Raw genomic sequence first — 24556 nt, 5'->3', positions numbered from 1 at the left:
GGTCGGGCGCTGGGCCCCCATGCCCTTGGAGGCGAAATAAAGGAGGAGGTGGCGGCCGCAGGCCGACGCCGGGGGACATTCGCCGGAAAGGGCATGGGGGCCCGGCGCCCGACCCGCCGACGGCTGCGCCTGAAATGCGTCAAGGCATGTTTTCTGCTTGCCCCGCAGAGGGGCCAAGCACCTCCTTCTTGTATCCGCCCGTCAGCCGAGTTCGTGGGAGTGCTTCAACGTCGGCAGCGCGCCATGACCACCCACGAAATGCCGCACGATCGGCGCGTGTTCGCCCCGGTGCAGCGCCCGTACCTTCAGCTGGTGGTCGCGGTCTTCGGCGGTCACGCGTTCATGCTGGCGCAGGTGTTCCACCCAGGAACTGGTCACGAAATATTCCAGGTGGATGCCCGGCGTGGCCACGTCCTCGGCCACGCCCCACAGCACCGCGCCGTCGCGGCGCCGGGTGCGGCCCAGTTCCCCCATCAACGCATGGAAAGCCGCACGGTCGGCATCGGCGATGCGGTACTCCACCGTGACCAGTACCGGCCCCCGATCATGCGACACCGGCACCGCCAGCTCGGGCGCCGGCCAGTAGCCGGCCGGCCGCAGGTCCAGCTCCTCGCTGCCGGCGATGCGCACGCGCCACACCAGCAGCCCGGCGATCACCGCGCCAACCGAGGCGATCGTCAACGCCAGCGGGATCGAGGTGCGCTGGGCGATGCTGCCCCAGCTCAGGCCACCGGCGGCCATGCCCAGCGAAAACACCATGATGTACAGCGACAGCGCACGTGCCCGCACCCACGGCGGCACCGCGGTCTGCGCGGCGATCTGCAGCGAGGACAGCACCGTGATCCAGGCAAAGCCGTTGACGAGCATCGCCAGCGGCAACAGCGCCATGTGCCGCAGCCAGGCCAGCCCGAACAGGCTGAGCGCGCAGGCCAGCGTGGCCAGCAGTACCAGCAGGTCGCGGTCCATGCGCGCACGCAGCGTCGGCAGCACCAGCGCGCCGGTGACCGCGCCGATGCCGATACAGCCCAGCAGGATGCCGTACAGGCCCGCGCCGCCGTGCATTTCCCCGCGCACCACCAGCGGCAGCAGCGCGGTCACCGCACTGGCGAAGAAGAAGAACCCGGCCGACTTCACCAACACCGCCTGCAGGCGGCCGGCGCGCAGTGCATAACGCAGGCCCGCACGCAGGCCCGCACCGAAGCCTTCTGGCGGCAGCGTGGACGCCGTTGCGTCCGGCGCCCAGCGGGTCAGCACGATCAGCATTGCGGCAAAGCTCAACGCGTTCAGGCCGAACGCCCAGCTCGGCCCCAACTGCGCCACGATCAACCCGCCAATGGCCGGGCCCAGCGAGCGCGCGATGTTGATCCCGATCGAATTCAACGCCACCGCCGAGGCCAGCATCGGCCGTGGCACCAGCTCGGAAACGATCGCCGCTTGCGCCGGCATCGCCATCGCCGCGCCGCAGCCCATCGCGAAGGTCAGCGCCACCAACAGCCCGGGGGTCAGCATCGACAACCCCGTCAACGTGGCCAGCGTGGCAGCCACCAGCAGCATCCAGCCCTGGGTGAACAGCAGATAGCGGCGCCGGTCGACGATATCGGCCAGGGTGCCGGCCACCAGTGCAAGCAGCACCACCGGCACGGTAGTGGCCGACTGCACCAGCGCCACCATCAACGGCGACTCGGTGCGCTCGGCCATGACCCAGGCGGCGGCCACGTCATTGATCCAGGTGCCGACGTTGCTGCCCAGAATCGCCAGCCACATCGCGCGGAACAGGCCGATCTTGAGCGGCGACCATGCGCCGGGTGCGGCGCCTTCAGTGTTGCTTACCATTGCCACGCTCCTACCATCGATGCAAACAAAGTGTCGCGGCCACCGGCCGCGCGCAGGCCGGGACCGGCCTCGAACCAGGCCAACTGCGCCTGCCATTGCCACTGCGGGCTTGCCCGCCACGTGGTTTCCCACTTGAACTGCTGCCCGATGCGGCGCGGCGTTCCGGCACTGCCGGGCAACGCGGCCAGCGGGGCGGGCGTGGTGTAGATCGCATCGGCGCGGCGCTGCTTCCACGCCAACTGCCAGCCGAGTTCGGTGGTGACCGCCGGATGCGGGGTCAGGGTCAGGGTCGGCTGCACATCCATCAGGTTGGCCGGTGCCAGCAGGCTGGCCTCGCTGAAGTACGCCGCCTTGGGATACAGCGCATTGAACGTCTGCAACCGGCCATTGCCGGGCGTACGGTCACCACTGGCGATGTCCACTTTCACGCCCAGCCGCGGTTGCCACGCGCGTTGCGACCAGCGCACGCCGGTATCGCTGGCCAGCGTCCATGCCCGGATGGCGAGGTCGCCGTGCGCCCCGGACAACGTGCCGCGCTGCCCCACCAGTTCGACGTTGGCATCCCAGCGTGGCTGCCGGGCGAACCAGCGCGCCCCCACCGTGGTGCGCCGCTCGTCGCCCTGGGTACCGGCAAAGCGGGCATCGTCGCGACCATAGCCCAGCAGGTACAGGTCCAGGCCAGTGCCCGCGCTGCGCCCCCGCAGCGTTGCATACCCGCCCAGCAGGTACTGGCCGGGGTCGCTGCGGTCATCGAACGCACCCGGCCGGTTGTCGACCGGGCGCAGCGCCATCAGGTCCAGCTGCCAGCGCGACGTGCGCCAGCGGCCGCGCACGCCGTCGAACGCCAGGCGGATGTTCGGCCCGTCGCGCACCGACAGCAGCCGCGAACTGCCATAGCCGGCTTCCTGTCGGCCCAGCTGCCAGCCAAGGTGTTCGCCCTGCCAATGCACGTAGGCCTGCTGCACATCCAGCGCACCCCGATCGGTGCCACCGGCACCGCCGTTGCGGCCCTGCTCGGCATGCACGCCCAGTTGCGCCACGGCCTGCCATCCACCACGGTCTGCGCGGATCGACGCCAGCGCCCGCAGCAGCCCGTAACCGTCCTCTTTGCCACCCTGCACGCCGAAGCGGGTCGGATCGTAATACATGCTGCGCAGACGCAGCGACGCATCCATCTGCAGCGTGCCACCGCTGTCCAGCGCCATGCACTGGCCGGGGCCGTCCGCCTCGCAGGCCAGCGCCGGCGAGGTGGCGGCCAGCCCCAGGGTCAGAAGGCGAAGCACGAACATCCCAATGCACCCCAGAACGCGTTCGGCGCATCGGTCGGCACGGCGTGTGCCGCGGCATGGCCGTGCGCGCCATGGGTGCGGCAGCCGCCTGCCCCGTGGGCATGCGCGTGCGCGGTCAGTCCGGTGGCGGCGCCGCCCACGTGGTAGCCGCCAAAGCGGTTGACCGGCGACCAATCGGGCATGGCCGGCGGCAGGACCGGGGCCAGCGGCGCGAAGTCGCCTTCGCCGTATACCACCTGCCCCCCCACCACGGTCAGCAGACTGGTGATGTCGGCAATGGCGGCATCGTCCACCGCGAAGAAGTCCGACGACAGCACGCAGAAGTCGCCCAGCTGCCCTACCGCCAGGGTGCCCTTGTTGGCTTCGTCCCCCGAGAACCACGCGCTGCCCTGCGTCCACAGCCGCAGCGCTTCCTCGCGCTCCAGCAGGTTTTCCTCGCCATACAGCGCCAACCCGCCCACGGTGCGCCCGGTGACCAGCCACGACAGCGCCACCCAGGGGTTGTAGCTCGCCACGCGGGTGGCGTCGGTGCCTGCGCCCACCGGCACACCGGCCTGCAGCATCCGCCGCACCGGCGGGGTGTGGCGTGCGGCTTCGCTGCCATAACGCTGCACGAACGCCTCGCCCTGGTAGGCCATACGGTGCTGGATGGCCAGGCCGCCGCCGAGCGCGCGGATGCGGTCGATGTTGCGCGGGGTGATGGTCTCGGCGTGATCGATGAACCAGTGCAGGCCGCCGAACGGAATCTCGCGGTTGACCTGCTCGTACACATCCAGGATGCGATCGATGCTTTCGTCGTAGGTGGCATGGATGCGGAACGGCCACCGCTTCTCGACCAGCAGCCGCACCACTTCTTCCAGCTCCGGCTCCATGCCGGGCGGCAGTTCCGGACGCGGCTCGTTGAACAGTTCGAAGTCGGCCGCGGAGAACACCAGCATCTCGCCGGCACCGTTGTGACGCAGCAGGTCATCGCCCTGGCGCGGGGCGACGATCTCGCTCCAGTGTTGGAAGTCCTGCTTCTCCTTGCCCTTGTTCTGAGTGAACAGGTTGTAGGCGATGCGCACGGTGAGCTGCCCGTCGCGGTGCAGCTGCTCGATGACCTGATAGTCCTCCGGATAGTTCTGGAAGCCGCCCCCGGCGTCGATCACCGAGGTGATGCCCAAGCGGTTCAATTCGTGCATGAAATGCCGGGTGGAGTTGGCCTGGTACTCCATCGGCAGACGCGGGCCTTTGGCCAGCGTGGCGTACAGGATCAGCGCGTTGGGCTTGGCCAACAGCAGGCCGGTTGGATTGCCCAGGCTGTCACGCGCGATCTGGCCGCCCGGCGGGTCCGGCGTGTTGCGGTCATAGCCACAGGCACGCAGCGCGGCGCCGTTGAGCAGCGCCCGGTCGTACAGGTGCAGCAGGAACACCGGCGTGTCCGGGGCGATGGCGTTGAGCTCGGCCAGGGTGGGCAGCCGCTTTTCCACGAACTGTTCGGCGGTGAATCCGCCCACCACGCGCACCCATTGCGGGGCCGGCGTATTGTCCACCTGCGCCTTCAGCATGGCCATCGCATCGCTCAGCGAGCGCAGCCCGTCCCAGCGCAGTTCCAGGTTGTAGTTGAGGCCACCGCGGATCAGATGGGTATGGCTGTCGTTCAAGCCAGGCACCACGCGACGGCCGCCGGCATCGATGACGGTGCCCACGTCCAGCCCGGCGCGTACCTGCGCTTCGGTACCGACGGCGGCGATGCGCCCGTCCACCACTGCCAGCGCATCGGCCTGCGGGCAGGCCGGGTCGAGGGTGGTGATGCGGGCATTGCGGATGAGCAGCGTAGACATGCGTTTCTCCGGGGATGAGGCAAAGGCGCGGGCGCCTGCAGCAAGCGCCAGGCCTGCGCCGACGCCTAGCAGCAGGTCGCGGCGAGCGGGATGGTGCGGATCGGCGGTCATGGCCACGCTGCCCCTGCCAGTGACGGCTGTAGTGCAAACGCGCCAGGACCGGCCAGGGCGATGGCCAGCAGCGTCAGCGTCCAGAACACGGAGTACTCGGCACCGCCGCGCATCCAGAACCAGCCATGGCGCAGCGTCAGCAGCGCGGTGGACAGCAGGAACACCGCCGCGATCACCGCGCCGGGCCGAGTCTGCCAACCGATCAGCACCGCCAGCCCGCACAGCACCTGCACCGCCGCCAGCAGCAGCGGCATCGGTCGCGGCGCCGGCAGGCCGAAGCCGCGCAGTTCGTCGGCGAACCCGGCCAGGCCGGGCCCACCGAACCAGCCGAACAGCTTGCCCAGCGCATGCGGCAGCAGAAACCCGCCCGCCGCCATGCGCAGCAGCAACAGCGCCAGGTCCAGGCCGGTGGCGCCGGCCATGCTCAGTGGCCGCCTTCCTGCGCGCCGAACATCGTCCTGGCGTACTGAATGCCGATGCCATAGCCGCCGGCATGGTCACGCGCGATGCCGGTGGTGAGGTCGTAGGTCGCGCTGCGTGCCCAATCGCGCTGCAGTTCCAGCAGGTACTGCACCGCGGTGATCGGCACCGCGCCGGCCTGCACCATGCGGGTCACGGCGCGCTCGTGCGCTTCCACGCTGACGTCGCCGCAGGCGTCGGTCACCACGTAGACCTCGAAGCCCTGGTCGATCGCCGACAACGCCGGGCCGACGATGCACACGCTGGTCCACAGGCCGGCGAGCACCAGGCGACGCTTGCCGATGCGGTTGATCTCGTCGATCACCGGCTGGTCTTCCCAGGTGTTCATCGAGGTACGGTCGAACACCGTCTGGCCCGGGAAGATCGCTGGCAGCTCCGGGAACATCGGGCCGGAGAACGACTTCTCGGCAACCGTGGTCAGCACCACCGGCACCTTGAAGCCGGCCGCGCCCTTGGCGATCAACGCGGCATTGTTGCGCAGCGCGGAGATGTCGATGGTGTGGGTGGCAAATGCCATCTGCGACTGGAAGTCGATCAGCACCAGGGCGTGGTCGGTGGGCGACAGCAGCGAGGTGCCGGCGACGGCGGTGGCCTTGTTCATGGGCGTTCCTTGGGATCGAGGGGATTCAGGCGCCCGGGCGCAGGCTGCGCCGGGCGAAATGACGGGGGGTACAGCCGGTCACGGCGCGGAAGCTGCGCACGAAATGGCTCTGGTCGAAGAAGCACAGGCTGCTGGCGATCTGGCTGACCTTCAGTCCGCCGGCGTGCAGCAGGTGCTGGGCGTGTTCGATGCGGCGCTGGCGCAGGTACGCGGTCGGGCTCATCCCGGTCCCGGCACGAAACAGCCGTGCCAGGTGGAAACGGCTGACGCAGGCCGCGGCGGCCATCTGTTCAACCAGCACCGGTTGCTGCAGGTTGGCGTCGATATAGGCCAGGGCACGCCGCAGCGCCGCCACCTGGGTCGGCGGCAAGGTGCAAGGTGTGGGTGGCGTCGGGCGGGACGAAGCAGCCATCAGCGGGCTCCACGACGGGGTGTGCCATGGTCGCCGCGGCACGCGCGTTGCCCTACCCTCCATCGGTGGGAGCGCTGATTACTCTTTCGGGTGATCGCGCCCGTCGCCACCGCCGGGCGACCGCCGCAGCACGCGCCGACCGAAACGCCGTGCATCCAGCGAATAGGCGCCGGGCCCCAGCAGCAGCAATGCCACCGGCAGCGGCAGCCACGCCCAGTGCGATGCGGCGTGCACGCCCATCATCAGCAGCAGCGCGACCGCTGCCAGCGGGGTCCACACGCCCACCAGCAGCAGGCATGCCGCAGCCAGTGGCGCCAGCTGCAGCCAGCCTGTCGGCGCCGTCGGGAGCGTAAGCACGGCCGCGCACAGGCCGAGCCGCAGCAGCACCAAGCCAACGCCGGGCGCACGGTCGGGGAACATCACGAACAGTCGTTGCATGCGGGCGGTCCAGAACGGGCCCGGCAGGGGTACCGCACTGCAGGGCGCGGCGCCTGCCCCGAAAGAGTAAGCAGCTGCTCCCCCCATCCCTGCGAGAATGCAGCATGTCCGCCGCCGTCTTCGTCCCCGTCCCTGCCTGCACGCACCGCCGCGTGGCCGCCGGCTGGCTGCTGCTGGGCTTGCTGCTGGCCGCATGGCCGGCGCTGGCGGCACCGCTGTCGGCGTACGAACACACCGCCTGGGTGGTGGGCCAGGGCGCGCCCGGGGATGTGTGGGATATCGCCCAGCCCGCCGACGGCAGCCTCCTGCTGGCCACCGGCACCGGGCTGTACCGGTTCGATGGACGTCAGTTCGAGCGCCCCGCGCCGCCCAACGGCAGCACGTTCCCGTCCTCTAACATGACTACCCTCGCGCTGGATCCCGACGGCACGCTGTGGATTGCCTACTACAACGCCGGGATCAGCCGGCTCGACCGTCACGGTCTCACCCACTACGCGCAGGCACAGGGTCTACCGCCCGGGCTGGTGCCGCGCATCGAGCGCGACGGCAGCGGGCGGTTGTGGGCCGCGGCCGATGGTGGGCTGCGCTGGTTCGACGGTGAACGCTGGCAGGTGCCCACCGCTGCCATGGGCATCGGCAATGTACCGGCCCAGTGGCTGCTGCGCGATCGGACCGGGACGCTGTGGGTGATCGCCGCGGGGCGATTGTGGCGACTACTAGCGAATGGCGCGCGCTTTGAACCGCTGGCGCTGCCGGTTGCACCGTTTTCATCGCTGGCCCTGCGCGACAACGGGCAGGTGTGGCTGGCCGATCGCCGACGCGGCGTCATGCCAGTCGCGGATGCGCGCGGCCTGCTGCCCGTCACAGAACGCGAGGCACTGCGTCGGCCCACATTGCTGGCCAAGCGGATCCGGTTCGCCGCCGATGGCAGCCTGTGGGGCAGTCTGGTCGACAGTGGCGGTATCTTCCGCCTGGATGTCACCGCATCGGCAGCCGCCCCGGTCGAGCGCTTCGATGCAGCCCAAGGACTGGCGTCGACCACGGCGGTGCCGGTGCTGGCCGATCGCGAAGGCACGCTGTGGGTCGGCACGAACCTGGGCCTCAACCGGTTCCGCGCCCATCAGGTCCGCAGCCTGGCGCTCTCGGGCCCCGCCGATCCGCTGCGCACGCTGTACCACGCACCCGACGGACAGGTGTTCGCCTATGGCGCAGACCTGCGCCCCATGGCGTTGCGCCGTACGCTGCTGCAGGCGCCGTCGGCCGACCTGCACCGCGCCGCGCTCGCCAGCGACCAGCCGCTGTGGGTGGTCGATTGGGAGGCGCTGCTGCTGATACGCGATGGCCAGCCGCACGAACTGCATCCGCCAGGACTTCCCGCGCCGCGCGAACTGCGCGCGGTGCTGCCGCTGGGTCGCGACGAAGCGTGGTTCTGCTTTGGCGACCAGCGCGTGATGCACTACCTTCGCGGCCGCTGGGACAGCGATCCGGCGCTGCCCGGACACGCCTGCACCACGTTGGCGGCCGGCCCGGGCGGGGCCGTGTTGATGGGCTATCCCGACGGCGAGCTGCGCGTACGTCGCCAGCATGCGTGGCGGCATTACACCCGTGCCGATGGCCTGCAGGTGGGGCCGATCACCGCCACTGCCATGATCGGCACGCGGATCTGGGTGGCGGGTGAGAACGGGCTGGCCCTGCTCGGCGACGACGACCGCTTCCATGCTGCCCAGACCGACACCCCCGGCCTGCTGGAGGGCATCACCGGCATCGTCCGCGACCACACGGCTTACTACTGGTTCAACGGAAGCCGCGGCCTGCTGCGGATCGACGCATCGACCCTGGAGCAGGCGGTACTGCACGGCAGGCCGGTGGAACCACGGCTGTTCGACCGTGGCGACGGCATGCCCGGCATCGCCGTGCAGACCACCCCGATGCCCAGCGCGATGCTGGCGGCCGATGGCCTGCTCTGGTTGTCCACCAACCAGGGGCTGGCGTGGATCGACACCGGCGTGGCGCAGCGCGCCGGTGCCGCCCTGCAGCCGCGTATCGGCGACGTGTCCCATGGGCAGACGCAGCAGCCACTGCGCGACGGGATGGTGTTGCCCGCGGGCACCGCCCAGCTGCAGATCGACTACCTGGCACTGGCGTTGAGCCGGCCCGAACGGACCCGCTACCGCTACCGGTTGATCGGGCTGGATGATCATTGGCAGGACGCGGGCACGTTGACCCGCGCGTTCTATACCAACCTTTCCCCGGGTCGCTATCGTTTCGAGGTAATCGCAGCCAACCAGGACATGGTGTGGAGCCCCGTGGCCGCGACCCGCAGTTTCCGCATCGCGCCGATGTGGTACCAGACGCTGTGGTTCAACGCCGCCTGCGTGGTGGTGCTGCTGGCCCTGATCCTGCTGGCCATGCGCCTGCGCAGCCGCCGGCTGACCCAGCTGGTGCGTGCGCGGCTGCAGGAGCGTCATGCCGAACGCGAGCGTATCGCGCGTGAACTGCACGACACCTTGTTGCAGGGCACCCAGGGCTTGATCCTGCGCCTGCATGCGGTGAGCCAGGCCAGCCACACCCCACCGCCGGTAAGAGCCGCGTTGGAAGACGCCATGCAGCAGGCGGAAAGCGCACTGGCAGAAGGTCGTGACCGGGTCAGCGCGCTGCGCGACGACAGCGACGGCTACCAGGACCTCGGTGCGGCACTGGTGCAGGTGTACGGCGAACGCGCCAACGATGCCAGCAGCCCGGCGCTGCGTCTCAACGTGGAAGGCGCGCCGCTCCCGTTACGGCGCGCAGCGGCCGAAGAGGTGTACCTGATCGGTCGCGAGGCGCTGTTGAATGCCCTGCAGCATGCCCACGCCGGCGCCATCGAGATCGAACTGGGTTACGGCCTGCGTGGGTTGCGCCTGCATGTGCGCGACGATGGACGCGGCCTGCCCGAGTCTATGGCCGAAGGCCACTGGGGACTGGTGGGCATGCGCGAACGCGCCGAACGCCTGGGGGCCCGCCTGCGTTTGTGGTCGCGCCCGGGGCTGGGCACCGAAGTGGAACTGTTCCTGCCACGCCATCGCATCTACCGCCGTTCGCCGCGCCGCTGGCGTTGGCCGCGTTTCACTGGAGAATCCGCATGACCCTGTCGCCCGCCCCCATCGGCGTGCTGGTTGTTGATGACCACCCCCTGCTGCGCGACGGCCTGGCCGCGCTGCTTGGCATGCAGCCCGACATGCGGCTGGTGGGCGAAGCGGCCGATGGCGAGGAAGCGGTTGCCCAGTACCTGGCCCTGCGCCCGGACGTGGTGCTGATGGACCTGCAGCTGCCGCGCGTGGACGGCGTGGACGCCATCACCCGGATCCGCCACCACGACCCGCGCGCACGAATCATCGTGCTCACCACCTACCGAGGTGACGTGCGGGCGGTGCGCGCCCTGCAGGCCGGGGCCAGCGCCTACCTGCTCAAGGACATGCTGCGCCACGAGCTGATCGACACCATCCGCACCGTGCACGGCGGCCGCCGGGCCGGCATTCCCGCACCGCTGGCGGCCAGCATCGCCGCGCACGTGGTCGAAGACAGCCTGTCTCCGCGCGAAACCGAAGTGCTGGGCCACGTGGCCGCCGGGCGCTCAAACAAGGCGATCGGCGAGCAGATGCGGATCTCCGAGCAGACGGTGAAGGCGCACATGAAGAACCTCATGGAGAAGCTGGGCGCGCGCGACCGCACCCACGCGGTGACCCAGGCACTCAAGCGCGGCATCATCAGCCTGGACGATGCCCAGGCCGATGGCGACGGCTGACCGCCGCGCCGCTCAGCGGCGCCGCACCACCAGGCTCAGCGCCGCCGCTCCGGTGGCCAGCAGCGCCACGCCGGTCCAGCCCCAGTGCGCCAGCGCCAGGCTACCGAGCGCACCGCCGCTGGCCATGCCCAGGAACACGCCGGTGAACAGCAGCGCGTTGAGCCGGCTGCGCGCCTCCGGCACCAGGCCGTAAACCAGCGTCTGGTGCGACACCAGCGCCGACTGGAAGCCGAAATCGAACACCACCGCGCTGACTGCCAGCAGCGGCAGGATCGCAGCACGCGGCAACCACGCCTCCAGCAACAGCATCGCAAAGCCCGCCAACGCCACCAGGATCGCGATCCGCGCCACCGCATGGCTGCCGAGCCGGTCGGCCCAGCGACCGGCCAGCGGCGCGGCCAGCGCACCGGCGGCGCCGGCGATGCCGAACGCACCGGCCACCGCGCTGCCCACCTGGTAGCGGCTGTGCAGCATCAGCGCCAGGGTCGACCAGAACGCGCTGAACCCCACCGCCAGCAACCCCTGCGCGAACACCGCCCGACGCAGCGCCGGCTGCCCGCGCCACAAGGCCACCAGCGAGCCCAGCAGCGCCGGGTAGCCCAGCGTGGTGGTGGGCGCGAACCGCGGCAACGCGCGCGCCAGGGCAATGGCGATGAGCACCACCGAAACCGCCGCCAGGGCGAACATGCTGCGCCACCCCAGCCATTGCGCGACCAGCCCGCTGGCCACGCGTGAGAGCAGAATGCCCAGCAGCAACCCGGTCATCACCTTGCCCACCACGCTGCCGCGTTCGGCCGCCGGTGCCAGACTGGCCGCGGCGGGTACGACGTCCTGGGCCAACGTCGCGGTCACGCCGATCAGCAGGCTGGCCAGCAGCAGGGTCGGCAGGCTGCCGGCGAGCGCGGCCCCGGCCAGCATCAGCGCCAGCAACACGGCCTTGGCCAGGATCAGCCGGCGCCGGTCGAAGCGGTCACCCAGCGGGGCCAGCAGCAGGATCCCCAGCGCGTAGCCCAACTGGGTCAGCGTGGGCACCATGCCGGTGGCGGCGGGAGCAGCGCCCAGGTCGGGTCCGATCACCCCCAGCATCGGCTGGCTGTAGTAGATCGAGGCGACCGAGAAGCCGGCCCCGGCCGCCATGGCCAGGATCAGGCGCGGCGCCACGGCGTGCGTGGCTGGCGCCGCGGCGGGGATATGCACAGTGGACATAAGGAGTTCCAGGCGGGAAGACGATGGCGCCAGCATCGGCCTTGAAGATCCGCGCGTGTAGTAGGCTGGCGCACATATCGCCTATACGCCCACCGCATGAACACTCCAGCCAACGCTGCCGGTGCCGACCGTATCGACCTGCTGCGTACCTTCGTCCGCATCGTTGAAAGTGGCAGCCTCTCGGCGGCCGCGGTGCAACTGGGCACGACCCAGCCCACCGTGAGCCGCCGCCTGCAGGCGCTGGAGCGGCTGTTCGGCCTGCAGCTGCTCAAACGCTCCACCCACCGCATGACGCTCACCGACGACGGCCAACGCTGCTTCGCGCATGCGCAATCGCTGGTCGCCGACTGGGACGCGATCCAGGCCGACCTGCGTGGCGAAGTGGACGTGCCGCGCGGGCGCCTGCGCGTGGTGGTGCCGCACGCCTTCGGGCAGGCCCAGTTGCTGGAGCCGATGCTGCAGTTCCTGGCGCGCTACCCGCAGGTCACCCTGGAGTGGATGCTGGAAGACCGCCATCCCGACTTCATCGCCGAGGGCATCGACTGCGCGATCCGGGTGGGGGCAGTGGACGCCCCACACCTGGTTGCCGTGCCACTGGCCGAAGTGCCGCGCATTGCGGTGGCCGCGCCGGTCCTGGTCGGCGCGGCCGACGTGCACGATCCGGCGTTGCCGGGTTCGCTGCCCTGGATCGCGCTGACCACCTACTACCGCGAGCGCGTCACCCTGCTGGCGGGCGACGGCGGCCCGGCGCTGCAGGTCGACATCCAGCCGCGGCTGCTCACCGACAACCTGTTCGTGGTGCGCCAGGCCGCGCTGGCCGGGTTGGGCGCGGCGGTGGTGTCGACGTGGCTGGTCAGTGATGACCTGCGCGCCGGCCGACTGCTGCGCCTGCTCCCCGACCGCGAAGCACCGCCGCTGCCTGTGCACCTTGTGTACCCGTCCGCCCGGCAGATTCCGAGCCGGCTGCGGGCCTTCATCGATGCGATGAAAGCCTGCCTGCCGCATACCCACGGCATGCGTATTCCGCCCCGACCGCCGCGGTGAGGCATGGCCGGCGGCCGCCATCGGCGTGGCCTGAAATTGCAAAGCCTTGATAACATAGCCTCTGCTATATTGCGGCCGTGGACATTCAACGCCGCCCCGACACCGCTCCTGCCTGGCCTTCCTCGGACGGCCACAGCCCCAGCCTGGGCGAGATGAACGCGAGTGTCGCCGTGCCACACGGCGGGCACTGGTGGTTCCGGCTGCTGGCGTTCCTGGGCCCGGGTTACATGGTGTCGGTGGGCTACATGGACCCGGGCAACTGGGCCACCGACATCGCCGGCGGCGCCCAGTTCGGCTACCTGCTGCTGTCGGTGATCCTGTTGTCCAACCTGATGGCCATCGTGCTGCAGGGGCTGTCGGCGCGGCTCGGCATCGCCACCGGGCGCGACCTGGCCCAGGCCTGCCGCGACCACTACTCGCGCCCGGTCACCCTGGGCCTGTGGCTGCTCTGCGAAATCGCGATCATCGCCTGCGACCTGGCCGAAGTGATCGGCACGGCCATCGCGCTCAAGTTGTTGTTCGGCATCCCGCTGCTGGCCGGGGCAATCATCACCGCCATCGACGTGGTCCTGGTGCTGTGGCTGATGAACCGTGGCTTCCGTGCGCTGGAAGCGTTCGTGATCGCGCTGCTGCTGGTGATTTTCGCCTGCTTCGCCATCCAGATCGCGTTCGCCGCACCGCCGCTGCAGGCCGTGCTGGGCGGCTTCATTCCGCGTGCGGAGGTGGTCACCAATCCGCACGCCCTGTACCTGGCCATCGGGATCATCGGCGCCACGGTGATGCCGCACAACCTGTACCTGCATTCGTCCATCGTGCAGACCCGCGCCTATCCGCGCACCGACCCCGGCCGCCGCAGCGCGCTGCGCTGGGCAGTCACCGACAGCACCATCGCCTTGATGCTGGCGTTGTTCATCAATGCTTCGATCCTGATCCTGGCCGCAGCGGTCTTCCACGCGCACGGGCGCACCGACGTGCAGGAGATCGAGCAGGCCTACGAACTGTTGGCGCCCATGCTCGGCGTGGGGCTGGCCTCGACCCTGTTCGCGGTCGCCCTGCTCGCCTCCGGCATCAACTCCACGGTGACCGCCACGCTGGCCGGGCAGATCGTGATGGAGGGCTTCCTGCGCCTGCGCATCGCACCCTGGGCACGCCGCCTGATCACCCGCGGCATCGCGATCGTGCCGGTGGTGATCGTCACCGCAATCTACGGCGAACAGGGCACCGCGCGGCTGCTGGTGCTCAGCCAGGTGTTGCTGTCGATGCAGTTGCCGTTCGCGGTGATTCCGCTGGTGCGGTTCGTCTCGGACAAGGCAAAGATGGGCGCGCTGGTGGCGCCGCGCTGGCTGATCGCACTGGCGTGGGTGATCGCGGCGATCATCCTGGTGCTCAACGTGAAGCTGCTGGTGGACACGGTAGCGGGCTGAGTCACGGAACGCGGCGCGCCCATTCAGTTCCATTTGTCATGACTGGATGAAGTAACGCCATTGGGCACCGCGCGGCCGCCATGGACTACTGGCCCGCCCACCCGATGTGATTGCCCCATGCTTCGCTTCAGTGCTTTGACCAGCGCCATCGCGCTGGTGTTCGCCGCACCCGCCTTCGCCGATACCGCACCCGCGCCCGACAGCACCACGCTGCAGACCGTGGTGGTGACCGGTTCCAACATCAAACGCACCGACACCGCCGGCCCCAACCCGGTGCAGGTGGTGACCCGCGAGCAGATCGAACAGACCGGAAAATCCACCTTGACCGATGTACTGCGGTCGCTGTCGGCCAATGCCGGCAACAGCTACGACGAGCAGTACACCGGCAGCTTCGCCGCCGGCTCGGCCTCGATCGGCCTGCGCGGGCTCAGCCCGAAGAACACGCTGGTGCTGGTCAACGGCTACCGGGTGGCCAACTTCGGCTTCGCCTTGAATACCCAGGACACCTTCGTCGACCTCAATGCACTGCCGATCAGTGCGGTGGAGCGCATCGAAGTCCTCAAGGACGGCGCCTCGGCGGTGTACGGGTCGGACGCGATCGCCGGGGTGGTCAACATCATCCTGCGCCGCAACTTCGAGGGCGTGGGGATCGGCGGCGCCTTCGGCACGGCCACCCAGGGCGGGCTGGACGAGAAGAAGGCCAATCTGCTGGCCGGCATCGGCAACCTGGAACGCGACGGCTGGAACGTGCTGTTCGGGCTGGACCTGCTCAAGCGCGACCGGCTCGACGCCGACGAGCGCGCCTACACCCGCAGCGGCGACTTCCGTGACCGGGCCGGCGGGCGCCTGGCCGGCTGGTCCACCGCCGGCGGCAACTGGCTGGCCAATCCGCGCCAGCCGGTGCCGTTCGCGCCCTGCCCGACCGGCAGCGAACTGCGCCCCTACAGCGATTTCGGCAGCACCCTGCCCGGCAATGCGTGCGCGTTCAACGCGCAGCCGTTCAAGACCCTGCAACCCGGCGCCGAACGCCTGCAGGCATCGTTGAGCGCGACCAAAACCTTCGGTGATCGACTGGAGTTGTTCGCCGACGTGCTGTACAGCCACAACCAGGCCGACCAGATTTTCAGCGCGCCGCTGACCGTTGGCCCCGGCCTGCGCGCCTACAACCCGGCCACCGGCACGCTGGTCGACATTCCCGCGGTACTGCCGGTGGGCCACCCCAACAACAGCACCGGCGCGCCCCTGCCATTCGAGTACAGCTTCTTCGATATCGGCCCGCGCCTGAAGGACAACACCCAGGTGTTCTACCGGGTCCTGGCCGGTGCGCGCGGCACGACCGAACGCTGGGACTGGGAGGTGGCCGCAGAGACCTCGCAGAGCGAGCAGCGCGAGTATGTGGACAACTTCATCGATCGCTATGCCTTCGAGCAGATCCTGCGCGACGGCAGCTACAACTTCCTGGACCCGGCCAGTACGCCGGGCGCGCTGGAGGCGCTGCGGCTGCAGACCAAGCGCCCCGGCTGGTACCAGCTGGATGCAGCCAGCATCAAGGCGTCCACCTCTTTCCTGGACTTGCCGGCCGGCCCGATCGGGTTCGCGTGGGGCGCCGAGGTGCGTCGCGAATCCCTGGATGCGCGCACCAGCGCGCAGGTGCTGTCCGGAACCGAGCTGCGCCCGGCGATCAACATCGTGGATGGCGAACGCCGGGTCAGCGCGGCCTATGCGGAGTTCAGCGTTCCGTTGCACCGCACGCTGGAGCTGCAGGTGGCCGGGCGTGGCGATCACTACGACGACTTCGGCAATGCGTTCTCGCCCAAGGTGGCGCTGCGCTGGCAGCCGCTGGATGCGCTACTGCTGCGCGGGTCGTTCTCGCGCGGGTTCCGCGCGCCGTCGCTGCCGGAGATCGCCCAGGGCCAGACCATCAGTTACGGGTCGGTGGTGGATCCGTTCGATCCGCTGGCGCCCGGCGGCAGCCGCGGCGTAACCAACCTGCGCACCGGCAACCCCAACCTGGAGGCGGAGCGCTCGAAGAACTACAACGTCGGCGTGGTGTGGGCCCCCGATGCCGATACCAGCGTGGGCGTGGACGTGTACCGGATCGAGCAGGACAACCTGATCAAGCCGGACAATGCGCAGTTCATCGTCAACAACCCGGACCTGTTCCCGGGCCGCGTACAGCGCGACGCACAGGGACGCATCCAGATCATCACCAACCAGTACGCCAACCAGGGCGAGCTCGAAACGTCGGGTATCGACCTGGACATCAGTCGCACGTTCCGCACCGAGGGCTGGGGCACGGTGACGCTGGCCGGCAGCTGGAGCCATCTGCTGACCTTCAAGCAACCGCTGGTCGCCGGCCAGGCGCCGGTCGAGGGCGCCGGCAACAACCGGTTGGGCGCCCTGCCGCGTACACGCGGAACCACGTCCCTCGCCTGGGCGTTGGGTGATTGGCAAAGCACGCTGAGCCTGCAGTACATCGCCGGGTACGACCAGCGGGTGGCCACCCAGACCAGCAATCCGGGCCTCAACGACCGGATCAAGGCATACCACCAACTGGATCTGTACGTGGCCTACACCGGGCTGCCGAAGACCACGCTGTCGTTGTCGGTGCAGAACCTGACCGACAAGGACCCGCCGTTCGATCCGGCCGGCGGCTCCAACGGGTTCGACATCACCCAGTACAACCTGCGCGGCACCTTCGTGTCGCTGGGCGCGAAGTACCGGTTCTGAGCGCATGCCCTCAAGAATCACCCGATCCGGCCGCTCTGTCGGCAGACGTGACACCCAGGGCCGGCAGCGCGCCGGTCCTGGGTGCATCCTCCGCCAGCGATTTACAGACAAAGGAATGCCTTATGAAACACATCTGCACCGCGATCGTTCTCATCGCCGTCCTGGCTGCGCCCGCGCAGGCAACCGGTCAGAAGGAGGTGGATACCCGCCGGCTGACGCTGGTCGAAGAGAACCACGCCGAGGTCACCCGGGGGGAACAGCGCTACACCATCGACAGTTACATCATCCCGTTCCAACAGCCCTACTACGTCCTTGTGCGCAGCGCCTCCAGCCAGCCGATCAAGAAACAGGAGGCGGCGTCGATTGCGGTGGAGTACATCGCCCCACGGGGCTGCACCACGCCGATTTCCCGCCGGGAAGACCTGGATGACGCCAACGCCGATGAGACCCAGTGGCTGATCGGGATTGAATGCTGATCGACCGCTTGCTGCCGTAACCCACGCCGCGGCGCTGCGCTCAGCCTGCGCGCGTGGCCACCCGCATCAGGGCGCGGAACCGGCTGCACTGCAGGTGGCTGGTGGCGCGGCAGGCGGCCGCGTGGCGCAGGCCGTCACGCATGGCGGTCATGCGCTGGATGCTGGCGTCCAGTTCATCGGCCTTGGCAGCCAGCCGTACGCGATCGATGGCGGCGCCACCCTCGACGGCCAGCATCGCCCCGATATCGGCCAGCGACAGACCGGCCGCGCGTCCCAGCGCAATCAGCGCCAGGCGCTCAAGCACGCTCGCGGCGAACACCCGGCGCAGGCCCTGGCGGCCGATCGGCTGGATCAGCCCCTTCTGCTCGTAGTAGCGCAATGCGGACGCCGCCAGGCCAGTGCGACGGGCCACTTCGGCAATGTCCAGTTCCTGCATCCGCTTGACCTCAAGTGCACTTGAAGTGGCAGAGTGCGGCCATCCCTACCCGGCTGGCAAGGCCAGAACGCCCCTTATGACCGACACCACGCAACACGCCCTCTGGAATGGGCCCGCCGGGGATGCCTGGGTACAGGCCCAGCCCGTGCTGGATGACATGTTCGCGCCATTCGCCGAGTACCTGGCCCAAGGCGTTCCGCCCGGTTCGCCATGGAAGGTCTTGGACGTCGGTTGCGGCACCGGCGCGGTCAGCCTGGCCATCGCAGCACGGCTGGGCGCTGGCGGCCACTGCACCGGGCTGGACATCTCCGCGGCCATGATCGCGATGGCGCGCAAGCGTGCACGCAGCACCGCGCACCCGGTGGAGTTCATCGCGGCCGATGCGCAGCGTCACGCATTCGCCCCGGCCGCGGTCGACCACGTGGTGTCACGCTTTGGCGTGATGTTCTTCGACGACCCGGTGCAGGCCTTCACCGGCCTGCGCGTGGCCACCCGCAGCGGCGGCACGCTGCACGCACTGGCGTGGCGTGCCCCGGACGAAAATGCGTTCATGACCACCGCCGAACGGGCCGCCGCGCCCTTGCTGGCGCTGCCCCCGCGCTCGGCCGATGGGCCCGGGCAGTTCGCCTTCGCCGATCGCCAGCGCGTCCTCGACATCCTGGCCGACAGTGGCTGGCGCGATATCGAGGTGACGGCGGTGGACCAGGTCTGCAGCATCCGCACCGCCGACCTGCAGCGGTACGTGTCGTTGCTGGGGCCGGTGGGCGGCATGCTGCGCGACCCGCGGATCGACGCGGCGCTGCGTGCCCAGGTGCTGCAGGTGGTGGTGGAAGCCTTCGCGCCGTTCGTGCAGGGCGATCGCGTTGCATTCGGTGCGGCATGCTGGGCGCTGCGCGCGGTGGCACCCTGACCGCACACGCCGTGTCTGCGCTCCTGCCGCCCGCGTTCAGCGCGGCGGCAGGCGCATCAACCATCCTGTGGCCAGCATCGCCAGCAGGGCCATCAGTGCGGCGGCGATGAACGCATGGCCAGCGCCCTGTGCATACGCCGCGCGCGCCAGCACGCCGAGTGCATCCGACGCGGTCGACAGCTCGCCGACCACCACCCGTTCCAGCAGCGCCGGCGACACCGGGCTGCCGGCGGCGGTCAATGCGGCGTCGGCAGCCGCCCGCACATGGCTGGACAGCACCGCGCCCAACGTCGCAAACCCGATCAGGATGCCGGAGAAGCGTGCGGTGGTACTGATGCCAGACGCCATGCCGGCGCGGTCCGGGGGAATCACGCTCATGATTGCCTTCTGCGTTTCGCCGTTGAGCAGGCCGCCGCCACTGCCCAGCACCGCCATCGCCAGCAGCAGCCCCGGGCCGCTGTGCTTCCACAGCGACAGCGCGATGCCCAGGTTGCCAAGCACCGCCACGCCCAGGCCCAGCACGAGGATGTTTCCCGAGTGCCAGTGCGCGCCCAGGCGCCGACCGAGGAACGGCAGCAGCAGCATCGCCAGCGCGAACGGCAGCATGTGCAGGCCGGCCTGCAGCACGCTGTCGCCGCGGACGTTCTGCAGCAGCAACGGCAGCAGCGAGGCCATCACCTGCACTGCGGCCGCATAGGCGAACATCGCGATCACCGCGCCCACCAGCGCCGGTATCCGGAACAGGCGCAGGTCCAGCATCGGCTGAGCACGGCGCCGTTCCACGCCGATGAAGGTGGCGCCCAGCACCACGCCGGCTACCAGCCAGGGCAGCACAGCGGTGCTGGTCCAGCCTTCCACCGGGCCGCGGATCAATGCCCACGTCCACGACAGCATGCTGCCGGCAAACAGCACTACACCGGCCACGTCGATGCGACGGCGCACAGGGTCGCGCGACTCGGGCACGTAGCGCCCGCTCAGCGCCGCGAGCAACAGGCACAGCGGCAGATTGATGTGGAACGCCCACCGCCAGCCCAGCCAGGTGGCGATGGCGCCGCCGATCAGCGGGGCCAGCACCATGGTCAGGCCCATGATCGCGCCCCATATCGCCCAGGCCCGGGCACGGCGCGCAGGGTCCTGGTGGGCATGGCCGATCAGCGACAGCGCCGGGGCCAGCATGAACGCGGCCGCCGCGCCCTGCCCGGCCCGCGCGAGATACAGCGTGCCGGCCTGCGCGGCCAGCCCGCAGGCCACCGAGGTGAGCGCGAACAGCACCAGGCCGATCAGGTACAGGCGCCGCCGGCCGATCCGGTCGGCCAGGGTGCCGGCCGGCAACAGCAGCGAGGCAAAGCACAGCACGTAGGCGCTGACCACCCACTCGATGTCGGCGAACGACGCCGACAGGTCGCGTGCAATGGTGGGCAGCACCACGCCGACCACGTTGGTGTCCAGCACCGTCAGTGCGCAGCCGGCCGATGCCAGCAGCAGCACGGCGTCGGTGCGCGGCGCGGGCGTGGCCACGGCAGTGCTCATCCCCGGCGGCTCACGCGCCGGGCACCGTCAGTTTCGCGCGCAGCCGGGCGTCCATCTCCGCATCGGTGAGCGCATAACCCAGCACATCCTGCAACGTGCCATCGGCGCCCAGCAGGAACCACGACGCGGTATGTTCGAACGTTGCCGCATCGCCCTCGCCCACCTGCCGGTAGCTGACCCGCAGGCTTTCAGCGATGGCGCGGGTACCGGCCTCGTCGCCGCTCAGGCCGATGAACGCTGGATCGAAGGCGGCCAGGTACTCGCGCAGGTGGGCGGGCGTATCCCGTTTGGGATCGACGGTCACGAAGACCACCTGCAGGTCCTCGCCCAGCGGGCCAAGCCGGCGTTTGAGCTGCACCGCCTTGACCAGGCTCAGCGGGCACACTTCCGGGCAGTGGGTAAAGCCGAAGAACAGCAGCGTGGGCTTGCCGCGCAGACCGTGGATCGACACGGTGCGCCCGTCACTGGTCTGCAATGCCACCGCGTCCAATGCGGCCTGGCCCATGATCGGCGCGTCGGCGGTGCCGCAGCCCGCCAACAGCATCCCGCCGAGCAGGGCCGCCAGCACGCCACGCATCACCGTTCCGCTCCGTGCTGGCCGGCCTGCCCACCCATGCCATCACGCACCACGAAATCCACCGGGAGCGCGTCGCCGTGGGCGAACTGCAGGCGTACCCGCACGTGCTGGCCCTCCTGCAGCGGGCGCTTGGGCATCATCAGCATCAGGTGGTAACTGCCGGGTCGCAGCGAGGTGATCCTGCCTGCCGGCAGCGCCAGCCCATCGGGCAGTGCCTGCATGCGCATGACCTCGCCGTCCATGCGCATCGCGTGGATCTGCACCTGGCCGAAGCCGGCCGCGCTGGCCGCCACCAGGCGGTTGGCGGCGCCCCCGTTGTGCAGCTCCACGTAGCCGGCAGCCACACCCGCAGCGGGCGGCGGCAACCGCACCCAGGCTTCGCTGGCGACCACGGCGGCGGGGGTGGATGGTGGGGCGGCGGCCGTTGCCGGCGGCGACGCCACCAGCCACATCACGGCCGCCAGGCCTAGGCAGGACAGGCGGTGCACGATGAGCGCGCTCATACCTGCATCGGCATCATGTTCTGGGTGGCGTTGTGCATGACCCACAACGACCCGGCGACAACAATGGCGATCAGGAACGCCGTGCACAGGAAGATGCCGGTGTTCTCGCGCTGGCTGCGGCCCGCGCCGATGTGCAGGAACAGCACCAGCTGCGCCACCAACTGCACCACGCACAGCACCACGATGGCGGTCAGGCGCAGCGGCTGCGGCACCCACCCGCCCATCACCACGCCGAACGAGGCACCGGTGAGCACCAGGCACAGCAGCAGGCCGACGATGTAGCCCTTGAGGGTGGCGTGGCCGCCACCGTGATCGGTTTCAGAAGCGCTCGGGCTCATACGAACTCCCGCAGGTAGACGAAGGTAAAGACACAGATCCAGATCAGGTCCAGGAAGTGCCAGAACAGGCTCAGGCAGGCCAGGCGGCGGCGAACGATGCCGTCCAGGCCGAACTTCAGCACCTGGTGGATCATGATCGCCAGCCACAGCAGGCCGAAGGTGACGTGCAGGCCATGGGTGGCCACCAGGGTGAAGTACGCCGACAGGTAGGCGCTCACGTCCGGGGTGGCGCCTTCATGGATCAGTTCGGCGAACTCGTACAGCTCCATGCCGATGAACACCGCGCCGAGCAGCCCGGTGGTGGCCAGCCAGCCCACCACCTGGTTGCGCTTGTTGGCCTGCAGACCCAGCATCGCCAGGCCGAAGGTGAAGCTGCTCAGCAGCAGCACCACCGTTTCAGACAGCACGAAGCCCAGCTTGAACAGCTCCTTGCCCGACGGACCGTCGGCGGTGCCGTTGAGCAGCACCCCGAAGGTGGCAAACAGCACCGCGAAGATCAGGCAGTCGCCCATCAGGTACATCCAGAACCCGACGACGGTCTTGCTGCCGTCGTCGTGGTGCTCGTGGGCGTGGTCATGGTGACCGGCCGCGAGCTGCCCGTGCTGCGAAGCAGCGGTCAGGGTATCGCCGCTCATGCCTTGGCTCCTTCCATCTGCGCGAAATGCGCGTCTTCGATGCGCTTCACCTCGGCGGCGGGCACGTAATAGTCCACGTCACGGTCGTAGGAGCGCAGCACGAAGGTGGCGATCACACCGACCAGGCCAATCGCCGCCAGCACCCACATGTGCCAGACCAGGGCAAAGCACAGCACCAGGCTGAACACCGAGATCACCACCCCGGCGCCGGTGTTGCGCGGCATGTGGATGTCTTCGTAATGGTCCGGGCGCTGCCACGCCGTACCGCGCTGCTTGTCGTCCCAATGCTGCTCCAGCGAGGTGATGACCGGCGTCCTGGCGAAGTTGTAGAACGGCGGCGGCGAGGACGTGGCCCATTCCAGGCTGCGCGCGTTCCACGGGTCGCCGGTCAGGTCCAGGTTGGCCTTGCGGTCGCGCACGCTCACGTAGAACTGGATGAACATCGCTGCGATGCCGGCGGCAATCACCAGCGCGCCGATGGCTGCCACGATCAACCACGGCTGCCAGCCTTCCACGGCGTAGTGGTTCATGCGCCGGGTCATGCCCTTGAAGCCGAGCACGTAGAGCGGCATGAAGGCCAGGTAGAAGCCCACCAGCCAGCACCAGAACGAGATCTTGCCCCAGCGCTCGTTGAGGGTGAAGCCGAACGCCTTCGGGAACCAGAAGGTGATCCCGGCCAGGCAGCCGAACACCACGCCGCCGATGATCACGTTATGGAAGTGGGCGATCAGGAACAGGCTGTTGTGCAGCACGAAGTCCGCACCCGGGATGGCCAGCATCACGCCGGTCATGCCACCCAGCGCGAAGGTGACCATGAAGCCGATCGTCCACATCGTCGAGGAGTGGTAGCGGATGCGGCCGCGGTACATGGTGAACAGCCAGTTGAACAGCTTCACCCCGGTGGGGATGGAGATGATCGAGGTCATGATGCCGAAGAAGGCATTCACGTTGGCGCCCGAGCCCATGGTGAAGAAGTGGTGCAGCCAGACGAAGAACGACAGCACGCCGATCGAACAGGTCGCGTACACCATCGAGCGGTAGCCGAACAGCGGCTTGCCCGAGAACGTGGCGATGATCTCCGAGAACGCGCCGAAGCACGGCAGGATCAGCACGTAGACTTCCGGGTGGCCCCAGATCCAGATCAGGTTGACGTACATCATGGCGTTGCCGCCGGCATCATTGGTGAAGAAGTGCATGCCGAAGTAGCGGTCCATGGTCAGCAGCGCCAGGGTCGCGGTCAGCACCGGGAAGATCGCCACGATCAGGATGTTGGTGATCAGCGCGGTCCAGGTGAACACCGGCATCTTCATCAGGTCCATGCCCGGCGCACGCATCTTGAGGATGGTGACGATGAAGTTCAGGCCGGTCAGCGTGGTGCCGATACCGGAGACCTGCAGCGACCAGATGTAGTAGTCCACGCCGACCGTGGGGCTGTACTCGATCCCCGACAGCGGCGGATAGGCCACCCAGCCGGTCGCGGCGAAGTCGCCCACGAACATCGACAGCATCACCAGCACCGCGCCCACCGCCGAGAGCCAGAAGCTGAGCGAATTGACGAACGGGAAGGCGACGTCGCGCGCGCCGATCTGCAACGGCACCACCAGGTTCATCAGGCCCACGATGAGCGGGGTTGCCACGAAGAAGATCATGATCACGCCATGCGCGGTGAAGATCTGGTCGTAGTGTTCCGGCGGCAGGTAGCCGGCCGCGTCATTGGCCGCGATCGCCTGCTGGGCGCGCATCATCAGCGCATCGGCAAAGCCGCGCACCAGCATGACCAGCGCGAGCAGGATGTACATCACGCCGATCTTCTTGTGGTCCACCGAGGTGATCCACTCGGTCCAGATGTAGCCCCATTTCTTGTAGTAGGTGATCGCCGCGACGATCGCCGCGCCGAGCAGCAGCGAGCCCGCCAGCGCCGACATGATGATCGGGTCGTGGTAGGGAATTGCTTCGAGGTTCAACTTTCCAAGCAC

Annotated in this window: 22 protein-coding genes; 7 read left to right on the top strand and 15 right to left on the bottom strand. The window is 69.0% G+C overall.

Annotated elements, in window-relative coordinates:
• Nucleotides 1-201 precede the first annotated feature (201 nt).
• The 7 genes from ABIA71_RS14350 to ABIA71_RS14320 form a co-directional block, all read right to left on the bottom strand.
• Nucleotides 202-1833 carry an MFS transporter gene (locus tag ABIA71_RS14350; RefSeq protein ID WP_354286024.1) on the bottom strand — a complete coding sequence of 544 codons (1632 nt, stop codon included), beginning with the start codon at nt 1831-1833 and terminating at the stop codon, nt 202-204.
• Nucleotides 1827-3122 (bottom strand): alginate export family protein, encoded by a 1296-nt coding sequence (locus ABIA71_RS14345; protein WP_354286022.1) that lies wholly within the window; start codon nt 3120-3122, stop codon nt 1827-1829. Before ABIA71_RS14345 ends, ABIA71_RS14350 begins: the two co-directional genes overlap by 7 nt.
• Nucleotides 3101-4945: an amidohydrolase gene (locus ABIA71_RS14340; RefSeq protein ID WP_354286020.1), complete on the bottom strand. Its 1845-nt coding sequence runs from the start codon at nt 4943-4945 to the stop codon at nt 3101-3103. Before ABIA71_RS14340 ends, ABIA71_RS14345 begins: the two co-directional genes overlap by 22 nt.
• A gap of 107 nt (nt 4946-5052) precedes the next feature.
• On the bottom strand, nt 5053-5478 hold the full coding sequence (locus ABIA71_RS14335; RefSeq protein WP_354286018.1) for a DoxX family protein: 426 nt from the start codon (nt 5476-5478) through the stop codon (nt 5053-5055).
• A 2-nt stretch (nt 5479-5480) separates the two neighbouring features.
• Nucleotides 5481-6137: a hydrolase gene (locus ABIA71_RS14330; RefSeq protein WP_354286016.1), complete on the bottom strand. Its 657-nt coding sequence runs from the start codon at nt 6135-6137 to the stop codon at nt 5481-5483.
• A gap of 25 nt (nt 6138-6162) precedes the next feature.
• Nucleotides 6163-6549 (bottom strand): helix-turn-helix domain-containing protein, encoded by a 387-nt coding sequence (locus ABIA71_RS14325; protein WP_354286014.1) that lies wholly within the window; start codon nt 6547-6549, stop codon nt 6163-6165.
• A 78-nt stretch (nt 6550-6627) separates the two neighbouring features.
• A complete protein-coding gene (locus tag ABIA71_RS14320) occupies nt 6628-6987 on the bottom strand; it encodes a hypothetical protein (protein ID WP_354286012.1) in 360 nt (119 codons plus the stop codon).
• A gap of 104 nt (nt 6988-7091) precedes the next feature.
• Here ABIA71_RS14320 and ABIA71_RS14315 point away from each other — a divergent pair, with 104 nt between their 5' ends.
• Complete coding sequence (locus tag ABIA71_RS14315; RefSeq protein ID WP_354286010.1) at nt 7092-10112, top strand: sensor histidine kinase; 3021 nt, start codon at nt 7092-7094, stop codon at nt 10110-10112.
• Complete coding sequence (locus tag ABIA71_RS14310; RefSeq protein ID WP_354286008.1) at nt 10109-10771, top strand: response regulator; 663 nt, start codon at nt 10109-10111, stop codon at nt 10769-10771. The genes ABIA71_RS14315 and ABIA71_RS14310 overlap by 4 nt, the downstream gene beginning before the upstream one ends.
• A 12-nt stretch (nt 10772-10783) precedes the next feature.
• Here the strand turns inward: ABIA71_RS14310 and ABIA71_RS14305 are convergent, their stop codons facing one another.
• Nucleotides 10784-11908 carry an MFS transporter gene (locus ABIA71_RS14305; protein WP_354286030.1) on the bottom strand — a complete coding sequence of 375 codons (1125 nt, stop codon included), beginning with the start codon at nt 11906-11908 and terminating at the stop codon, nt 10784-10786.
• A 165-nt stretch (nt 11909-12073) separates the two neighbouring features.
• Between ABIA71_RS14305 and ABIA71_RS14300 the strand changes: the two genes are divergently transcribed.
• The 4 genes from ABIA71_RS14300 (at nt 12074) to ABIA71_RS14285 (ending at nt 17651) form a co-directional block, all read left to right on the top strand.
• Entirely contained in the window at nt 12074-13021 is a 948-nt protein-coding gene (locus ABIA71_RS14300; protein ID WP_354286006.1) for a LysR family transcriptional regulator, read from the top strand.
• A gap of 83 nt (nt 13022-13104) precedes the next feature.
• Nucleotides 13105-14445, top strand: a complete 1341-nt coding sequence (locus ABIA71_RS14295) for an Nramp family divalent metal transporter (RefSeq protein ID WP_354286028.1) — start codon at nt 13105-13107, stop codon at nt 14443-14445.
• Nucleotides 14446-14562: 117 nt separating this feature from the next.
• Nucleotides 14563-17175: a TonB-dependent receptor plug domain-containing protein gene (locus tag ABIA71_RS14290; protein ID WP_354286004.1), complete on the top strand. Its 2613-nt coding sequence runs from the start codon at nt 14563-14565 to the stop codon at nt 17173-17175.
• 122 nt (nt 17176-17297) lie between these two features.
• Nucleotides 17298-17651, top strand: a complete 354-nt coding sequence (locus ABIA71_RS14285; RefSeq protein ID WP_354286002.1) for a hypothetical protein — start codon at nt 17298-17300, stop codon at nt 17649-17651.
• A gap of 40 nt (nt 17652-17691) precedes the next feature.
• On the opposite strand, the gene ABIA71_RS14280 is transcribed toward ABIA71_RS14285, so the two are convergent.
• Nucleotides 17692-18087 carry a helix-turn-helix domain-containing protein gene (locus ABIA71_RS14280; RefSeq protein WP_354286000.1) on the bottom strand — a complete coding sequence of 132 codons (396 nt, stop codon included), beginning with the start codon at nt 18085-18087 and terminating at the stop codon, nt 17692-17694.
• A 76-nt stretch (nt 18088-18163) separates the two neighbouring features.
• Between ABIA71_RS14280 and ABIA71_RS14275 the strand changes: the two genes are divergently transcribed.
• On the top strand, nt 18164-18997 hold the full coding sequence (locus ABIA71_RS14275) for a class I SAM-dependent methyltransferase (protein ID WP_354285998.1): 834 nt from the start codon (nt 18164-18166) through the stop codon (nt 18995-18997).
• Nucleotides 18998-19033: 36 nt separating this feature from the next.
• On the opposite strand, the gene ABIA71_RS14270 is transcribed toward ABIA71_RS14275, so the two are convergent.
• The 6 genes from ABIA71_RS14270 to cyoB are packed head-to-tail and all read right to left on the bottom strand — an operon-like array spanning nt 19034 to nt 24556.
• Nucleotides 19034-20527, bottom strand: a complete 1494-nt coding sequence (locus ABIA71_RS14270) for an MFS transporter (RefSeq protein ID WP_354285997.1) — start codon at nt 20525-20527, stop codon at nt 19034-19036.
• 10 nt (nt 20528-20537) lie between these two features.
• Entirely contained in the window at nt 20538-21104 is a 567-nt protein-coding gene (locus ABIA71_RS14265; RefSeq protein WP_354285995.1) for an SCO family protein, read from the bottom strand.
• Nucleotides 21104-21607, bottom strand: a complete 504-nt coding sequence (locus ABIA71_RS14260; protein WP_354285993.1) for a copper chaperone PCu(A)C — start codon at nt 21605-21607, stop codon at nt 21104-21106. The genes ABIA71_RS14265 and ABIA71_RS14260 overlap by 1 nt, the downstream gene beginning before the upstream one ends.
• On the bottom strand, nt 21604-21945 hold the full coding sequence (gene cyoD, locus ABIA71_RS14255; RefSeq protein WP_354285992.1) for a cytochrome o ubiquinol oxidase subunit IV: 342 nt from the start codon (nt 21943-21945) through the stop codon (nt 21604-21606). The genes ABIA71_RS14260 and cyoD overlap by 4 nt, the downstream gene beginning before the upstream one ends.
• Entirely contained in the window at nt 21942-22580 is a 639-nt protein-coding gene (cyoC, locus tag ABIA71_RS14250) for a cytochrome o ubiquinol oxidase subunit III (RefSeq protein WP_128095404.1), read from the bottom strand. Before cyoC ends, cyoD begins: the two co-directional genes overlap by 4 nt.
• Complete coding sequence (gene cyoB, locus ABIA71_RS14245; protein ID WP_019184643.1) at nt 22577-24556, bottom strand: cytochrome o ubiquinol oxidase subunit I; 1980 nt, start codon at nt 24554-24556, stop codon at nt 22577-22579. The genes cyoC and cyoB overlap by 4 nt, the downstream gene beginning before the upstream one ends.

The organism is Stenotrophomonas sp. 2619 (genome assembly GCF_040548725.1).
Taxonomy (GTDB): domain Bacteria; phylum Pseudomonadota; class Gammaproteobacteria; order Xanthomonadales; family Xanthomonadaceae; genus Stenotrophomonas; species Stenotrophomonas maltophilia_AP.
Note: the sequence above shows the minus strand (reverse complement) of the source record. Positions and strands in the feature narration are given on the sequence as shown.

What these genes read in the sequence shown, in the direction of transcription:
- ABIA71_RS14335 (WP_354286018.1), bottom strand. Translation starts at nt 5,478, where the DNA reads ATGGCCGGCGCCACCGGCCTGGACCTGGCGCTGTTGCTGCTGCGCATG.
- ABIA71_RS14325 (WP_354286014.1), bottom strand. Translation starts at nt 6,549, where the DNA reads ATGGCTGCTTCGTCCCGCCCGACGCCACCCACACCTTGCACCTTGCCG.
- ABIA71_RS14350 (WP_354286024.1), bottom strand. Translation starts at nt 1,833, where the DNA reads ATGGTAAGCAACACTGAAGGCGCCGCACCCGGCGCATGGTCGCCGCTC.
- ABIA71_RS14280 (WP_354286000.1), bottom strand. Translation starts at nt 18,087, where the DNA reads ATGCAGGAACTGGACATTGCCGAAGTGGCCCGTCGCACTGGCCTGGCG.
- ABIA71_RS14290 (WP_354286004.1), top strand. Translation starts at nt 14,563, where the DNA reads ATGCTTCGCTTCAGTGCTTTGACCAGCGCCATCGCGCTGGTGTTCGCC.
- ABIA71_RS14345 (WP_354286022.1), bottom strand. Translation starts at nt 3,122, where the DNA reads ATGTTCGTGCTTCGCCTTCTGACCCTGGGGCTGGCCGCCACCTCGCCG.
- cyoC (WP_128095404.1), bottom strand. Translation starts at nt 22,580, where the DNA reads ATGAGCGGCGATACCCTGACCGCTGCTTCGCAGCACGGGCAGCTCGCG.
- ABIA71_RS14315 (WP_354286010.1), top strand. Translation starts at nt 7,092, where the DNA reads ATGTCCGCCGCCGTCTTCGTCCCCGTCCCTGCCTGCACGCACCGCCGC.
- ABIA71_RS14275 (WP_354285998.1), top strand. Translation starts at nt 18,164, where the DNA reads ATGACCGACACCACGCAACACGCCCTCTGGAATGGGCCCGCCGGGGAT.
- ABIA71_RS14270 (WP_354285997.1), bottom strand. Translation starts at nt 20,527, where the DNA reads ATGAGCACTGCCGTGGCCACGCCCGCGCCGCGCACCGACGCCGTGCTG.
- cyoD (WP_354285992.1), bottom strand. Translation starts at nt 21,945, where the DNA reads ATGAGCCCGAGCGCTTCTGAAACCGATCACGGTGGCGGCCACGCCACC.
- ABIA71_RS14310 (WP_354286008.1), top strand. Translation starts at nt 10,109, where the DNA reads ATGACCCTGTCGCCCGCCCCCATCGGCGTGCTGGTTGTTGATGACCAC.
- ABIA71_RS14285 (WP_354286002.1), top strand. Translation starts at nt 17,298, where the DNA reads ATGAAACACATCTGCACCGCGATCGTTCTCATCGCCGTCCTGGCTGCG.
- ABIA71_RS14340 (WP_354286020.1), bottom strand. Translation starts at nt 4,945, where the DNA reads ATGTCTACGCTGCTCATCCGCAATGCCCGCATCACCACCCTCGACCCG.
- ABIA71_RS14260 (WP_354285993.1), bottom strand. Translation starts at nt 21,607, where the DNA reads ATGAGCGCGCTCATCGTGCACCGCCTGTCCTGCCTAGGCCTGGCGGCC.
- ABIA71_RS14300 (WP_354286006.1), top strand. Translation starts at nt 12,074, where the DNA reads ATGAACACTCCAGCCAACGCTGCCGGTGCCGACCGTATCGACCTGCTG.
- ABIA71_RS14305 (WP_354286030.1), bottom strand. Translation starts at nt 11,908, where the DNA reads ATGGCGGCCGGGGCCGGCTTCTCGGTCGCCTCGATCTACTACAGCCAG.
- ABIA71_RS14320 (WP_354286012.1), bottom strand. Translation starts at nt 6,987, where the DNA reads ATGCAACGACTGTTCGTGATGTTCCCCGACCGTGCGCCCGGCGTTGGC.
- ABIA71_RS14330 (WP_354286016.1), bottom strand. Translation starts at nt 6,137, where the DNA reads ATGAACAAGGCCACCGCCGTCGCCGGCACCTCGCTGCTGTCGCCCACC.
- ABIA71_RS14265 (WP_354285995.1), bottom strand. Translation starts at nt 21,104, where the DNA reads ATGCGTGGCGTGCTGGCGGCCCTGCTCGGCGGGATGCTGTTGGCGGGC.